At 40.4% G+C, this 15,845-nt stretch carries 14 protein-coding genes and 1 pseudogene; 1 reads left to right on the top strand and 14 read right to left on the bottom strand.

The annotated features are described in order from the left end of the window. Positions 1 to 20 precede the first annotated feature (20 nt). The 14 genes from purR to trpS all read right to left on the bottom strand — a co-directional run bounded on the left by purR (position 21) and on the right by trpS (position 13,172). Positions 21 to 848, bottom strand: a complete 828-nt coding sequence (gene purR / locus AC6UDF_RS04675) for a pur operon repressor (RefSeq protein WP_500723938.1) — start codon at positions 846 to 848, stop codon at positions 21 to 23. 107 nt (positions 849 to 955) lie between these two features. Next, positions 956 to 1,756, bottom strand: coding sequence for a metal ABC transporter permease (locus AC6UDF_RS04670; RefSeq protein WP_500693997.1), 801 nt, complete (start codon positions 1,754 to 1,756; stop codon positions 956 to 958). Then, positions 1,749 to 2,447 (bottom strand): metal ABC transporter ATP-binding protein, encoded by a 699-nt coding sequence (locus AC6UDF_RS04665; protein ID WP_500695771.1) that lies wholly within the window; start codon positions 2,445 to 2,447, stop codon positions 1,749 to 1,751. The genes AC6UDF_RS04670 and AC6UDF_RS04665 overlap by 8 nt, the downstream gene beginning before the upstream one ends. A gap of 209 nt (positions 2,448 to 2,656) precedes the next feature. Then, positions 2,657 to 2,887 carry a Veg family protein gene (locus AC6UDF_RS04660; protein WP_500693999.1) on the bottom strand — a complete coding sequence of 77 codons (231 nt, stop codon included), beginning with the start codon at positions 2,885 to 2,887 and terminating at the stop codon, positions 2,657 to 2,659. A gap of 72 nt (positions 2,888 to 2,959) precedes the next feature. Beyond that, positions 2,960 to 3,850, bottom strand: coding sequence for a 16S rRNA (adenine(1518)-N(6)/adenine(1519)-N(6))-dimethyltransferase RsmA (gene rsmA / locus AC6UDF_RS04655; RefSeq protein WP_500723936.1), 891 nt, complete (start codon positions 3,848 to 3,850; stop codon positions 2,960 to 2,962). Then, positions 3,843 to 4,412 carry a ribonuclease M5 gene (gene rnmV / locus AC6UDF_RS04650; RefSeq protein WP_500696925.1) on the bottom strand — a complete coding sequence of 190 codons (570 nt, stop codon included), beginning with the start codon at positions 4,410 to 4,412 and terminating at the stop codon, positions 3,843 to 3,845. Before rnmV ends, rsmA begins: the two co-directional genes overlap by 8 nt. A gap of 1 nt (position 4,413) precedes the next feature. After that, entirely contained in the window at positions 4,414 to 5,187 is a 774-nt protein-coding gene (locus AC6UDF_RS04645; protein ID WP_500723934.1) for a TatD family hydrolase, read from the bottom strand. A gap of 60 nt (positions 5,188 to 5,247) precedes the next feature. Further along, on the bottom strand, positions 5,248 to 7,290 hold the full coding sequence (metG, locus tag AC6UDF_RS04640; RefSeq protein WP_500723932.1) for a methionine--tRNA ligase: 2,043 nt from the start codon (positions 7,288 to 7,290) through the stop codon (positions 5,248 to 5,250). Between the two features lie 66 nt (positions 7,291 to 7,356). After that, positions 7,357 to 8,205 carry a DUF72 domain-containing protein gene (locus AC6UDF_RS04635; RefSeq protein ID WP_500694004.1) on the bottom strand — a complete coding sequence of 283 codons (849 nt, stop codon included), beginning with the start codon at positions 8,203 to 8,205 and terminating at the stop codon, positions 7,357 to 7,359. Positions 8,206 to 8,213: 8 nt separating this feature from the next. Next, positions 8,214 to 8,924 (bottom strand): NAD-dependent protein deacylase, encoded by a 711-nt coding sequence (locus tag AC6UDF_RS04630; protein WP_500694005.1) that lies wholly within the window; start codon positions 8,922 to 8,924, stop codon positions 8,214 to 8,216. Positions 8,925 to 8,933: 9 nt separating this feature from the next. After that, a complete protein-coding gene (locus AC6UDF_RS04625; RefSeq protein WP_500694006.1) occupies positions 8,934 to 9,905 on the bottom strand; it encodes an IpaB/EvcA family protein in 972 nt (323 codons plus the stop codon). After that, entirely contained in the window at positions 9,898 to 11,157 is a 1,260-nt protein-coding gene (locus AC6UDF_RS04620) for a hydroxymethylglutaryl-CoA reductase, degradative (RefSeq protein WP_500694007.1), read from the bottom strand. Before AC6UDF_RS04620 ends, AC6UDF_RS04625 begins: the two co-directional genes overlap by 8 nt. A gap of 8 nt (positions 11,158 to 11,165) precedes the next feature. Then, on the bottom strand, positions 11,166 to 12,101 hold the full coding sequence (locus AC6UDF_RS04615; protein WP_500694008.1) for a Ppx/GppA phosphatase family protein: 936 nt from the start codon (positions 12,099 to 12,101) through the stop codon (positions 11,166 to 11,168). Positions 12,102 to 12,152: 51 nt separating this feature from the next. After that, a complete protein-coding gene (gene trpS, locus AC6UDF_RS04610) occupies positions 12,153 to 13,172 on the bottom strand; it encodes a tryptophan--tRNA ligase (protein ID WP_500694009.1) in 1,020 nt (339 codons plus the stop codon). Between the two features lie 307 nt (positions 13,173 to 13,479). Here trpS and helD point away from each other — a divergent pair. Further along, positions 13,480 to 15,791, top strand: a pseudogene (gene helD, locus AC6UDF_RS04605) (RNA polymerase recycling motor HelD). The last annotated feature ends 54 nt before the right edge of the window (positions 15,792 to 15,845 follow it).

Here is a 15,845-nt window from a genome sequence, read left to right as displayed (position 1 = left end):
GTTCCCCTTGTAATTAATTTTTAATTTGTACTCCCAAAAATTTTTTGGGCATAATTGCCAGGTTTAATCTCAATCTGATCATCTTTAATATCCATTTTAAGTAATGAAGTAAAATCAGTAACCTTTCTGTGACCTGGATCATCAGTTTCAACAAAAACCGTACTGCCCACCAGATGACAATCAAACTCATCAATCAGGGACGTCAGACCAGAAATCGTTCCGCCACCACGCAAAAAATCATCAACAATCAAAACGTTAGAACCTGGCTTCAGGCTTCTTTTTGAGATTGTCATTCGTTTAACTTCTTGACTAGATGCCGAAACGTAGTTAACACTCACGGTCGACCCCTCAGTAATTTGAGAGTCGTGCCTAGCAATTACCAGTGGCACATTTAAATACGTGGCAGAAGCTTCGGCAACTGGAATTCCTCTCGTTGCCACCGTTAGTACTGCGTCAACTTTCTGAAACAGGTATTGGGTGGCAATGATCCGCCCAATGGTTTTCAACTTCTCCGGTTGGCCTAAAATATCGGACATATAAACATAACCACCAGGAAGATAACGATTGTTATCGTTTAAGATGTCAGAGACCTCTTTAATAAACTGATCAGCCGCCTCTTTTAAAATGTATGGCGTAAATTTGGCGCCCCCAGAAGCTCCGGGAACGGTCTCAACCAGACCAATCCCACGTTGTTGAAATGCTTGCTTCACAATGGCTAAGTCCTCACTAATGGAAGATTTAGCAGAATTGTAGCGCTTAGCGAAAAAAGTTAATGGTACTAATGTATGAGGACGGTTTAATAGATAGTTTGTCATATCTACTAATCGTTCACTTCTTTTAAATTTCATGCTTTCACCTCGTCATAAATTGGCACACAAGGAAATTTTAGCATAAATGTTCGTGTTTTACTTCACTTTATTGAAAAAAGAGTAAAAAAAAGAGGGACTAAATCAAATTATCCCTCCCTAAAGTGATTATAAATCAGTGATCCAAAGTAAATGGCAACCTCAATAACAGCAATAAAGAAACTGACCGGCCAGTTCGTGTAATATCCAAGCGTTAATCCGGCCCAAACTCCGATCAAACCAAAAACAATGGCCAGTCCAATCATTTTTCCGACTGAATGGGCAAAGTATTTAGCACTCGCAGCTGGCAAAGTCAAAAGGATAAAAATCAAAAGTGCCCCGACAATTTGAGCAGCCACGGAGACGCTTAAAGCCAGCATTACTAGGAAAATCAATGAGAGGATTCCACTTGGAATTTTCTGGGCTCTGGCTCCCACTGCATCAAACGAATCAAACTTTAAGTCCCGATAAATACATAGGGTCACGATTAACACAATCACCGATAACCAAATCATCTGATGGACTTCAGAAGCACTGATTCCGACAATACTTCCGAACAAGATATTAGTGGCATAACTAGCACTACTGTTTGAAAGGGCTAGAAATAAGACTCCTAGTCCAATAAAGAGGGCCGAAACAGCACTAATTGTATCTTCTCGTCTTTCGGCAACGGAGCCAGCACTCATTCTTCCAACGAGAACCGAACTAATGGTGGTAAAGAGTAGCATCCCGTTTAACGGACTAATTCCCACAAACATTCCAAAGGAAGCTCCAGCAAACCCAATCTCAGATAAAGTGTGGGTCAGAAACGGCATGTTTCTTGAAACGACAAACACCCCGATGACCCCACAGACCACCGCGATGATGGTACTGGCTAAAAAGGCATTACGCATAAATTCAAAACTAAACATCGGCTTGCCCCTTCCAAAATTCTTCAACATTTAAGTTCTTAATTGGTCCAAATTCATAATTATCAGGACGCAAAAACAAGTATTCGTTAGCGAACTTCTTTGCTAGCGGAATGTCATGCGTAACAAAAATTACGGTTAACCCACTTTTAACGTTTAGGTCGGAAACCACATTAAGCAGGTTCTCCTTGGCCTCTGGGTCAAGACTTGCCGTCGATTCATCTAAAATCAAAAGATCGGGTTTCACTACCAGCGCCTGTGCCAGATAAGCTCGCTGTTTTTCCCCACCGGAAGTTCTTCCTAATGGTTCTTTGGCAATATCAGTTAGGTTAGTCTCAGTTAGGACCTGATTTAACGTTTCACGATCTTTTCTTGAAAGCCATGGTAGTTTAAACCCACTAAAAGCTAGAGCAACAAAATCTTTTACCGACAACGGATATTCGGTATCAATATTTCTAAACTGGGGCACATACCCAATCTTGACCTGAGAACGATCGGGGATAAACTGAACCTTTCCACTGGTGGGCTTCAATTGACCAAGAATCACTTTGATCAAGGTGGTCTTCCCTACTCCATTCTGGCCTACAATACTTAAAAAACTACCACGTTTCACGTTAAAGCTCAAATCACTTAAAACGTGTTTATCCGCAAAATTAACGGTTAAATTTTCTATCTTTAAAACTAAGTCATCCATCTTTAAACTCCTACCATTTCGAGCTTCAATAGTACTAACGAAGCTTACTAACTAATCAATAGTTCTCAACTAATATAACACTGTTATCTTAAGACATGCAACTAACAGCTCGGGGAAATCATGGATTATCTTGACTAATTTAAATACCCACATCATCTTACTAACTACTAATAATATAAAGCAAAAAAAAAGACCTTTCGGTCAATTCATTAAACAAAGTTAATCTCGATGTTCTTGGTTAAAATATCAGTATAACTGTATGATACTTGTCCTAACTTCTCGTCTGGATCAAGTGTAATTAAAAATACAGCGGGAAATGTCTCAGCCAGAACCCCATCATATTCGTTAGTTCGTTTTCTTCCGGCTTGTGCAGTTACATGGATTTCCTGTCCAATGTGATTATCTAGAAATAATTTAATCTTAGATAGACTAGTTGGCATTATCAATCACCTCGCGTATTACTATTATACATTAAAATCAATATAATGTAAAGGTAATGGATGAATAGCCTGTTATGCCAGCAATCCACTTATGTGAAACTGATTTGCCATTTTCACAAATTGATCAACCGATAACTGTTCGGGACGGTCTGACTTATTAATGCCTAACCGTTTTAAATCCTGTTCAATTTGTTCTTTTACCTCAGGTTTCTTTCCAAAAATACCCTGCAAATTATTCCAGAGTGTCTTTCTTCGGTGCATGAAACATCCATGCGCAAAGCCAAAGAAAGCTTTTTCATCGTAAGCAATCACCTTTTTATCTGTTTTCGGGGTTAACTTGACCACCGCAGAATCAACTTTTGGTGAGGGAATAAAGGACTTGGCCGATACGTTAATTGCAATCTCAACGTTTTTAAGATACTGAGTGATAACCGTCAAAGCCCCATAGTCGCGATTGCCCGGCTTTGCGCTAATTCGTTCTGCCACTTCTTTTTGCATCATCAACACCGTTGAATCAAATTTAACGTTGCCCTTTAAAATATCCATCAAGATTGGTTTGGTGACATAGTAAGGCAAATTAGCCACAACTTTTAGGTGGTGTTTTCCATCAAAGTTTTCTTTAATTAATTTTGGCAGATTAGCCTTCAAGAAGTCTTCATTAATAATTTTAATGTTGTCATAGGGACTGAGAGTCTCATCTAAGATTGGGAGAAGATTCTCGTCAATTTCAAAGGCCATTACGGCGTGAGCTGATTGAGCAATTTGTTCAGTTAATGCCCCAATGCCAGGTCCAATTTCAATTACATCATCGGCTTCTGATATTTGGGCAACTGCAACGATTTCTTTTAAAACTCCGAGATCGTTCAAGAAATTTTGCCCCAAGCTTTTCTTCGCATTTAAACGGTATCGGTTCAAGATGGCCTGGGTCCGAGCTGGACTGCCGATTGCTGGAACTTTACTCATCTAATCCCTCCTTATCATCAACTTGTTTTAATGCATTGTTAAACTGTTTTTTGGTAATCCCAAACATTCGCAATCTTTTTTGCATTTGTTTAGCGTTAACATACCCCAAATGAAGCAATTCACCAAGTTCCAGTCGGCGTTCTTTGGCTTCTTTCGTTCCTACTAAACCAGCTTGAATCAAATCCCGCTTGCTAATGACTTCTGGATTCTCATCGCTTTCGGTGTACACTTCAGACAAGGCATTCCGAATTGCTTCTGGACTAGCATGCTCAACCCCAAGGGATCCCTTCTGTGTATCAGGAACTGCTTCCGACTTTTTCAAAAAGGCATGCTTTGCTTCTGGAATCTCATCTGAAATTATTTTTCTGATTTTTTCCCCAGAAAAATCTGGATCAGTAAAAACGATGATTCCACGAGTTTGTGCCAACCGATCAATTAGATCGAGGGTCTCATCCGAAATCGCAGAGCCCCGGGTTTCAATCGTATCAGCATCAACCGCCCGTTGAATTTGTTTGGTGTCATCTTTTCCTTCAACCACAATTACTTCTTTAATTCTTTTCATTTTAATTATCCAATCCAAATAATCGATTCGTATTTTCGTACGTCGCCTTTGCGACCACATCAGGATCAATGTCTTTAAATCTGGCAACTGCTTCTAGGGTATACAAAGAATAAGCCGGTTCATTTTGTCGTCCGCGAAACGGCTCAGGTGTCAAATATGGGGCATCCGTCTCCACTAAAATCTTATCCAGCGGAGTTAAACGAGCGGCTTCATGAACCTCTTTGGTTTTCTTGAAGCTCACGACCCCACTGTATGAAACCACCATCCCTAAATCAACGAATTTCTTCATCCATTCACTATCTCCGTTAAAACTGTGGATAATGCCACCGATTTCACCAATGTTTTCGTCCTTTAAAATCCGGTACACGTCCTCAAAGGCATCCCGGTTATGGACTGAGATTGGTAAATGCATGTTTTTGGCAATTTCAATTTGTCGCCGAAAGACTCGTTCTTGCACGTCTTTCGGTGTGACATCTTGAAAATAATCCATTCCAATCTCACCCACAGCGACAACTTGCGGATTTTCTAGTTGCTTTTCGAGCAGTTTTTCCTGCTCGTGATTGTAATTCATGGCGTCCTCTGGATGCCATCCAATAATTGAATACAGATTGTCGTACTGAGCTGAAAGCTCCAAGGAACGCTCATTTAGCTCAGTATTGGACCCGACGTTGGCCATTCTAACAACACCAAGTCTTTTGGCGTGTCGAACGTAGCCATCAATATCATTTTGGAATGGTTGATCGTTTAAATGAGTGTGGGAATCAAATATTTTCATTGACTATTCCTTTCATAATCGAAAAAGTTTCACTAATCATTGACTAGTGAAACTTTTTTACTACTCTAAAGTACTGCCATTATCTAAAGTTTGGTCAACAGTTGCTACTTTAATTGAACCGTCTTTTTGTTCAACGGACAAAATCATTCCCTGACTTAACTCACCACGAAGTTTCTTTGGCTTTAAGTTAGCGACAATGATCACTTTTTTACCAATTAATTGTTTAAAATCTGGATACCACTTGGCAATTCCAGAAACAATCTGACGGTCACCGTCATCGCCAGCATCAAGTTGAAACTTAAGTAATTTATCAGCATTTTCAACTTTAGCTACGTTTTTAATTTCTGCGACCTTTAATTCAACTTTTTCAAAATCACTAAAGTCCAAGGTCTTCTTCTCTGACTTCAAAATCGTTTTTTCTGGGTCAAAAGTTTTCTTTTGGTCAGCACGTTTCATTGCTGAACGACCCTTTGTTTTGTCAGATTGAGTCATCTGATCCTTAATGAATCTAACTTCAACGTCGCGATCTAAACGAGGGAAAATTGGTTCACCATTCTCAATTACCTTTTGTTTTTCAGGAAGTCCAGAAAGAGCGGCATTCTTGATATCAAACCCATCCATCTGATCAAGACCTAATTGACGATACATTTCATTCGCCGCATTTGGCATGATTGGACTTACTAAGATTGCAATCAAGCGCAGACTGGCAACCAAATGACTCATGACGTTTGCTAATTTAGCTTGGTCATCTGCGTCATCCTTGTTCTTAGCCAAGGTCCATGGCTCGGTCTGATCGATGTACTTGTTGGTTTGAGAAACTAATTTCCAAATCTCAGCCAAGGCATCAGATAAATGAGTGTCATTCATTAACCGTTTAAATTCTGAAACGGTTGTTTTAGCAATTTTTTGTAAATCAACACTCGGTTGATCATCAGAATCGTGATATGAAGGTGTTACGCCATCTTCGTATTTATTGACCATTGCAATCGTTCGGTTCAACAAGTTACCAAGGTCGTTAGCTAGGTCATAGTTAACCCGATCAACAAAGTCTTCAGGAGTAAAAATCCCGTCACTTGCAAACGGAATTGCTCTAATCAGATAGTATCTGGTAGCGTCTAATCCATAACGATCGATTAACGTCTCAGGATAAATTACGTTGCCCTTTGACTTGGACATCTTTCCGTCTTTCATGGTCAGCCAGCCGTGGCCATAAATTTTCTTTGGCAGTGGGAGACCAAGGGCGTGAAGAATAATTGGCCAATAAATGGTATGGAAACGAACGATTTCTTTTCCAACCATCTGTAGATCAGCTGGCCAAAATTTCTTAAACAACTCGTCATTATCACTGTCATAACCAAGGGCAGTGATATAGTTTGACAAAGCATCAATCCATACGTAAACCACGTGCTTAGGATTTGACTTAACGGGAACTCCCCACTTAAAGGTGGTTCTCGAAACCGCTAAGTCATCCAAACCTGGTTTTAAGAAGTTGTTAACCATTTCGTTCATTCTAGAATGCGGCTCAATGAAGTCAGGATGCTCTTTGTAGTAATTCATTAACCAATCAGAATATTTACTCATCTTAAAAAAGTAACACTCTTCGTTAACAAGTTGAACTTCGTGTCCAGATGGGGCTTTTCCGCCAATCACGTTGCCTTCAGCATCACGATAAACCTCTGCTAATTGTGATTCGGTAAAGTATTCTTCGTCTGAAACCGAGTACCACCCCGAATACTGTCCAAGATAGATGTCGCCTTGGTCTTGTAACGTTTGAAATATTTTTTGCACGGCTTTTACGTGCTTATCATCAGTGGTTCTGATGAAATCGTCGTTAGAAATATCTAAATTAGCCCACAAGTCAGATATTTGAGTGGCCATCTTATCAACGTAACTTTTAGGATCAACACCCAACTTTTCTGCTTTTTGTTCAATTTTTAGTCCGTGTTCATCGGTTCCGGTTAAATAAAACACGTCGTAGCCAGATTCCCGCTTAAAACGAGCCAGTGCGTCACAGGCAACCGTCGTATAAGCGTTCCCGATGTGTAACCTTCCTGATGGATAATAAATTGGTGTTGTAATGTAATATGTTGGTTTTTCAGCCATCCCAATTCGCTCCTTTATTCCTATCGTACAAACTAAATCGTACCAATATTATACTACTTTTGTCCCTTAAAACAGATCGAGTTGCATGGGAGCTAACCCACCAAAGTTCAATCCTAAAATCTTTTTTAACTGAAGGGCATTGTCAGCCGCATCATGACCAGAGTTGTTGTTAAAAATGACGCAAACTACCTTAGCTTTTTGGCGTAGATCATCAACAACTTCGGCAAAATGCTTTAATTCCTCTTCGTTATAACGGTACAGAGTCCGTTTCTTACGCCACTGGGAGCTCTTTTCAAACCAGCCCTTTTGGTTTTGACCGTGCAGTCGAAGCATGACGAAATTCTTATCCGTAACAACGGGTTCAAAAGGCACGCCATCTGACAGGTTATGAGGCTCGTCAGCGATCACTTCACTCATTTTGAGGCTCTTTAGATAATCGTGGACATCATTTGAGATTTCATCACCATACCAGCTAGGATTTCGAAACTCAACTGAGATGGGTAAACTTCCCATCCACTCACGAACTAGTCGAAGGTACCTAATGTTATCGTTGTTTAAATGGAAGTACGGCGGAAATTGAAATAAAACGGATGCCAACTGGTTACTATCAACCAGTGAAGCAACCATCTCACTATACCGAATAAATTGCTCTCTTCTAACCTGCTCATTATCTTCACCAAACTGTGGCAAATGATGTTTGGTCATCAAATAATTGGCCTTTAAGATGAATTGAAAATTATTTGGAACCTGCTTTTGCCAATTCTCCACCGTCTTAATTTTAGGGATGCCGTAAAACGGATTATCAACCTCAACAACGGGAAAATGTTCCGCATATTCTGATAAAGTAACTTTGCGATCTTCCCCATTAATCAGTGATGGATGATCAGACCAGGTTGTCAGTCCAATTAAAATCACGTTACCACCTATACTTTCAGTTTATCAAAGAAATCAACGGCATCTTCTTGAACCATGGTGAATGGAAACGGAAAATTAAGTGCCTCTTGGTTAATCGCAATCACATCGGCACTGGGATTACGGTAATCAAGTAATCCGGCAAACGGATAAACTCGCATTGAAGTCCCGACGATCACAATTAGATCACTTTGACTCATCAATCGAACACTATTTTCAATTGTTTGAGGATTAATTCCCTCACCATATAAAACAATGTTAGGGCGCAAAATTCCACCACAGTTTTGATGGTACATACTCTTCATATATTCCTGATAATCAATGTGTTTGCCGCACTTTTGGCAGTAAATATCATAGAGGTTGCCGTGAAACTCATTCAGGTTCTTTGCGTCAGCTTTTTCGTACAGATTATCAACGTTCTGAGTGATAATACTAGCCCGATTTTGACGGGTTAATTCCGCTTGCTTTTTGTGGATAACGTTGGGTTGAGCATCTGGATAGTACATGTTCTTTTTGACGTACTCGTAGAATACCTCAGGTTCACTTACTAAGCAGTCGTGACTCAAGTAATATTCCGCTGGTTTACTGCTCTTGTCATTCGTATACAATCCGCCCTTAGAACGATAATCGGGAATTCCAGAAGGGGTAGAAATTCCGGCTCCCGTTAAAAATACGATGTTTTTAGCATTATCAAACTTTTCTTGAATATTATCTTGATTCATATTGTCACCTTATCTCAATAAATATGGAATCCGTAAGTCTTGATACAACTCTTTAACCGTCTTTGAATATAGTTCTTTGAAATAGTATTCACTTGCCTTTTTACCAGCTGGACCACTTGTCACAAACGAATTTTGGTCATCCGATTTGGTAAAGCCCACGTACGCTCTTTTGTTAGTCTTGGTCTCCTTTAATTCTGAGTGATAAAGGTTAAAAACCTGTTTCACTTGCAAACCGAGTTGGCGCTTTGAGAAGACCGCCGTTAGCATCACAAAATCATTTAATTGTAAGGCTGGTAGTCCCCAGTTCTTCATCTGTTTATCAAAATCACGGTATAGTTTGACCACATCGCGTCTGAGAGTAAACGGGGAATCAACTGGCTTCTCAGTAAGCATTGTGTAAAGTTCCTTAGCGGCCTTTAAAGAAATGGGAAAACTCGTTTGAAATACGTCTTCGTACTGATCAAAGTGGTCGCCAAGAAAAATCATGGCATCCAGAATGGTCACCAATCGTAACGGCATTTCATCGTCGACCTTCCCAGATTCAGGGGTAATCGTCTGTCTAACACCTTTAACATATTCTTTTTCAATCGCTTCATCAACTAAACCGTGCTTTCGCTGTTCAGCATACACGACAAAGTGACATACATCATCGTACAACTCAGTTCCCATGTACATTAACTGTTCATCAAGTTGCTTGTCACCACTAGTGAGTGGGAAATAAATTTGTGGGAACCCGCGCAAGGTCATTAACAAGTGTAACAACTCATGAGTGGCAGTAAAATCAGGTTCAGTTAGATCTCTAATCTGCACGTAAAGTCGATCACCATCTTGCACGACTTGCGCTTGGTCATGTCGCACATAACCGGACTTTAAGTTGCCAATAAATTGAACCTCAACATCCCCTGGAAAAAAGTGACTGACTTCGTTAATTAAGCCTTGCGTCGTCTTACTTAATTGCACATTATCATTATTTTCAGCCATCTGATCCAAACTTCCCTTCTATAATTTGTTTTGCGTTTTCTAAGTTTCTTTGATTTGTTGGTAATTTCTTTAATGCGTTAATCACCATGTCCAAGTTCTTACTGGAAGCTCCAGCAGACATGGCGAGTGATTTCATCTGAAGGTTCATGTGACCTCTTTGAATCCCATCGGTTACAAGCGCCTTTAAGGCTGCCAGGTTTTGTGCTAATCCCACAGAAGCAATCACCTCCATGAACTGCATGGCAGAGCTAACGTTTAAAATTTGATAGTTAATCCTACTCATTGAAAAGAGCCGAGTTGCACCACCAATGATTCCTGAGGGTACCGGAATGGTAATTTCTCCCTTTAATCCGTCAGGAGTAACTCGCCATTGACTAACCCCACGATACTGACCATCCCTTGCGGCATAGGAATGAACCGCACTTTCAACGGCACGCCAGTCATTACCAGTGGCAACGAGAACCGCATCAATCCCATTCATGATCCCCTTATTGTGAGTTGCCGCCCGTTTTGGGTACTTATTTGCAATTAATGAGGCTTCTGCGATTTTTTCAGCAACGTTTTTTCCGTCCAATTGACCTCGCTTTAGGGCCCGAAACGGAACGGTTCCTGATGCTGTAACCAAATTTTTATCCCCATAATTCGATAAAATACTCATTAAAGATGATTGACTAGTGTTGATTTCAATGTATGTCGAAAGAGCCTCGAGCATCGAATTCATGATGTTAGCCCCCATCGCATCACCGACATCAACGAACAGTTCAATCACCAGATAATGATCGTAAAGAGGTGAGACGGTCAAATCGTGTATACCACCGTATTTATCAATTGTGGGATGAGCATCGTGTGCAACCTGCATTAATTTAACTCGCTGATTTTCAACCCATTCGGTAAATTGAACTGGATCCGAGACTCCTAAAATGACTTCACCAGTCAAGATGCGACTCTGAGACTTTGCCTGAATGCCGCCACCAACACGGAGCATGTTGGCGCCGTTACTAGCGGCCGCAATGACCGAGGGTTCTTCAATCACCATCGGAATTAAATGTTCGACTCCGTTAATTACAAAGTTAGTTGCAACCCCCTCTGGCAATCCGTAGTCAGTAAGGTAGTTTTCAATCATGTGGCTACTAGCGTCTACGAAGTGACTTTCAATCACATCAAGTTGTGTTCGATCAAGATCGGCAAATTCGGCAACCTGCTGTAACCGTTTTTGATATGATTTTTTATAAAATCCATTAAAATCGTTCAAAATGACACCTATTTTCTAAAATGAGGACTATTCTCAATGTATTCATTAATCAGTCCCTCACGCACGCCACCGTTTGAGAAAATGACCCGCTTGGAATCAATAAAATGCATCATGACAGTTAAACAAAGGGAACCACCAATGATGACGTCGGCACGGTCGTTTTCAAGCCCATTAATCTTTTGACGCTCAGCCAAAGTCTTACTCAGAAACATTTCCATCGTACTGTTGACCTGTTTTCTGGTTAACTGAAAATTTTGGATGTGATCAACATGGCTTAAATGTTGGTACTGCCGATTAATTCTTGCAATTGCGCGGGCAGCTCCACCAATCAAAACAATCGGATAATGAAGGGGCTTCTTAATCCAAGGAATCCGACTATACACTTCGATAACGTAAGACTCAGCCGCAAATAAATCAGCTGGAGTCACCTGGTTAATCAAATGAAATTGTTCCGAAATTTTTACTGCCCCAATGGGAACGCTGATACAATGGATATCTTTTTGGTTTCTAACCTGAATAATTTCAACACTAGCACCACCAACATCCATCAAGAGATAATCTTTAACCGCCAATCGATCAGAGATTCCTAGATAATCATAGTAAGCTTCTTCCTTTCCGGTTAACACGCGAATCTTAATGTGAAGCTGCTTATAAACATTGTGTAAAAAATCCTTTTGATTTTGAGCTTGGCGCACCGCTGCCGTAGCAATGGCACGAACCACAACGTTTTTATACTTTGAATACTCTGACTTAAAGGATCGAAGCGCCGAGATCGTACGATTCATTGCAGTTATCTGTAAAATGTTATTTTGTCCGATTCCCTCAGACAATCTCGTATCGTTCTTAACGCGTTTAATCTCATGATAACTTCCATCGGAATCGATGCAATAAATTGCCATTCTGACTGAGTTTGAACCGATATCAATGATAACAAAGTTCTCCATTCGATTCTCCTCCTCAAGTATTTATTCATATTTAGTGCTATGACAATTTATCTACTTAAAATAATTAATCCCCATGGCATCGCGAACTTCTTCAAGGGTGTTTTCTGCAACAATGTTAGCCGCGTCGCTTCCGTCTTTTAAGACCCTGTATACATACTCAGGATCCTTAGCTAACTTTTCTCGACGTTGTCGAATTGGCTTGAGTTCATCTTGCAAAACTTCGTTTAAATACAACTTAATTTTAACATCTCCAAGACCACCGTGTTGATATTGCTTTTTAAGTTCACTAACTTTTTGCTTGTCGTGAGCGAAAATATCCAGATACGTAAAGACCGTGTTTCCTTCAACTTGACCTGGGTCATCAACGTGGACGTGCTTTGGATCCGTGTACATGGACATCACTTTTTTCTTAATGGTATCGGCATCGTCAGCAAGGTAAATGGCATTATTAAGCGACTTACTCATTTTGGCATTTCCGTCGAGGCCGGGAATGCGCCCCATGCCTTTCGGTGGAAAGAAACCTTGTGGTTCAACCAATACGTTCTTGTGATAGGCACTATTAAAGCTTCTAACAATCTCCCTAGTCTGTTCGATCATTGGCTCTTGATCTTCTCCGACCGGAACCACGGTTGCCTTAAAGGCAGTGATATCAGCAGCTTGACTGACCGGATAAATGAAGAAACCAGCTGGTACACTTTCACCAAAGTTTTTCTGTTTAATCTCAGTTTTAACGGTCGGATTTCGTTTCAGTCGGGAAACCGTTACTAAATTAAGATAAATCATGGTTAGTTCATTTAAGGCTGGGATCTGGGATTGGACAAAGATCGTTGATTGATTTGGATCAAGTCCGACCGCTAGATAGTCCAAGGCTACCTGCAATAGACTGTTTTGAATCTTCTTTGGATCACGAGCGTTATCGGTCAAGGCCTGCATGTCAGCAATCATGATGAATGGGTCGTAGTTACCCGAATTCTGCAACTCTAAACGGCTCATTAACGAACCAACGTAGTGTCCAATGTGAAGTTTTCCGGTCGGACGATCACCAGTTAATACAATTTCTTTTTTTGCCATCGTAATTTTCCTTTCTTTAATAAAAAACGTCCTATTGAATAATCAATAGGACGCCTTGCACGTGGTACCACCTAAATTGCAGAGATTTCTCTGCCACTTAAACTATAAGGTTGTTACCCATTATCCAGTTCGTGTCGTCTGACTAATCTCAGTAAACATAGCCTCTCTGTTATTTGACTCCACTACTTACTAAACTAAATACATATTAACTTCATTTTATGCGATTTATGACGGGTTGTCAAAGCACGAAAAAATTGACAGTACCGGCTTTTCAAATTAGAATTATTCACGAATTAAAGGGAGGAGTATGCACTTGAATAAGGATGAAAAAAACAAAGAGCAAGAGCGGGTCACCTGGGTTGGTTTCCAGTTGGACGAAAAAATCCAAGACACCCAAACTGAATACCAAAAAGCCAAGGCAGAAACTCAACGAGTTCAAAAAGATTACGGGACCAATACATCTGCAAACTATTTAGAAGCTGATGACCGGATTGAAACCAGCGCTGACCTGCAACAACAGCGAAGCTTAACTAACAAAGTGGTTGAGGATCAAGCCATTGTTGAGGGCCAACTAGCCACTTACCAGGATCTTAAAAAATCACCCTACTTTGGTCGAATTGACATCTCAGACGAGGGCTTTTCTGACGTTGATCACCTATACATTGGGAAGGCGTCTTTCATCGACAAAAACGGTGAATTCTTAATCTATGATTGGCGGGCTCCCATTTCAAGTGTCTACTATAATGGTACGCTTGGAAAAGTTGCTTATGACACTCCCAATGGAAAACAAGCCACTGACCTTCTAAAGAAACGTCAATTCCAGATTAAAGACGGCAAGATCATCAACATGTTTGATACCAACGAAACGGTTGGTGACGAACTCTTACAGAGTGCTTTAAGTGATGAAAACAACGAAAAGATGCAAAACATCGTGGCCACCATTCAGCACGAACAAAATGACATTATTAGGGATACCACCAGTAACTTGCTGGTGGTTCAAGGAGTGGCCGGATCAGGAAAGACCTCAGCGCTCTTACAACGGATTGCTTTTCTGTTATATCACAGTCGGGACTCTTTAAATGCTGACCAAATTTTACTCTTTTCTCCGAACCTCCTCTTTAGTAACTACATCAAGGACGTATTACCAAGTTTAGGAGAACGTAGTATGCGTCAGGTTACGTTAGCTGAATTTTTTGCCCACCACCTTGAAGGCATGAGGGTTCAGACCCTTTTTCAACGTTACGAAGCTTCCGATCATGATTCTGATTCTCAACTTCGCGAATTCAAGAATAGTCAGAACTTCATCGATCAGATTGAAAACTACGTCAAAAATATCACCTCTGATCAAATTAAGTTCGATGATATTCACTTTAATGGTGAAGTTTACTTTTCTAAAAAGGAAATTCGTGAGATTTACGCTAGTCTACCAAGTGGGATGACCAGCAGTGAAAAACTCCTTCAAACGAAGAATCGTTTAATTAAGAGACTGAAGAATCGTATTCACGATGAAACTAAGAAAAAATGGGTCGCTGACATCATCGACACCATGAGCGAAGAACAGTACCACAATCTTCTGGGTGAAAAACACTTAAATGACTTTGAGGAACTAGACGATGAACGAAACTACATCGCCACGCGACTAGTTAAAGATCGACTTAGTACCGTATACGATGCTATCTACAACGATGAGTTTTTCGATCCGTACGTTCAATACGCCGATTTTCTTGACCACGTTAAGTTGCCTAAAAATGTTGAACCAGATGCTTTTAAACAAAGCAAAAATGATTTCCTAAATCACATTGAATTCCACCAAATTGGTTTGGATGACACTGCCCCATTACTGTATCTGAGGGATCGTTTCAGTGGGGAAAATAAAAACGTTAACATTAAATACCTCTTCGTCGACGAGATTCAGGACTACTCAATTGCCCAGATTATGTATCTCAAGCTCATTTTTCCGAGAGCTAAGTTCAACCTAATTGGTGATAGTGAACAGGCCATTTTCAAGGATGTCGAATCAGCCAAACGTTACTGGACAAGCTTAATGATGCCATCCCTAGTAAACATTCGCGACTAATTCAGCTGAATCGTTCATACCGCTCAACCTATCCCATCACGTCCTTTGCCAAGTCATTATTACCAGATGGAAATAACATCGAGGCCTTCAACCGAAATGGGGAAAAGCCTGAGCTAATCGTGAAGGACAATTTTAATGAACTAACAAGTTCTTTATTTGACGTTATCAACAACCAACTTCAAAAACATGAAACCGTTGCGGTCATTACTAGAGATGCCACATCGGCCAAACAAGTTTATCAAAAGGTCAACGCTCACTTTGATGCTACATTATTAAAAGATAGTGACCGAGATATGACCTCACCAGTTGTCGTACTTCCCGTCTACTTGGCCAAGGGACTCGAATTTGATTCGGTCATTGCCTGGGACGTCTCAAAAAAGAATTACCCTGATCAGCACTCACTTGGAGTCCTTTACACAATTCTGACGCGAGCCATGCATTCGTTAACCCTGTTGTGTAAAGGCGAAGTTTCCCCGTTGATCCCCAAACAAGCCATCAGTGATAATTTAATTAAAGTCAGCAAAAATTCAACAGCTGAATAAAAAAACTCTCATTACGATTACGTAGTGAGAGTTTTAAACTATGAAAATAACCGA

Source organism: Fructilactobacillus sp. X2R6C1 (assembly GCF_059901295.1).
Note: the sequence above shows the minus strand (reverse complement) of the source record. Positions and strands in the feature narration are given on the sequence as shown.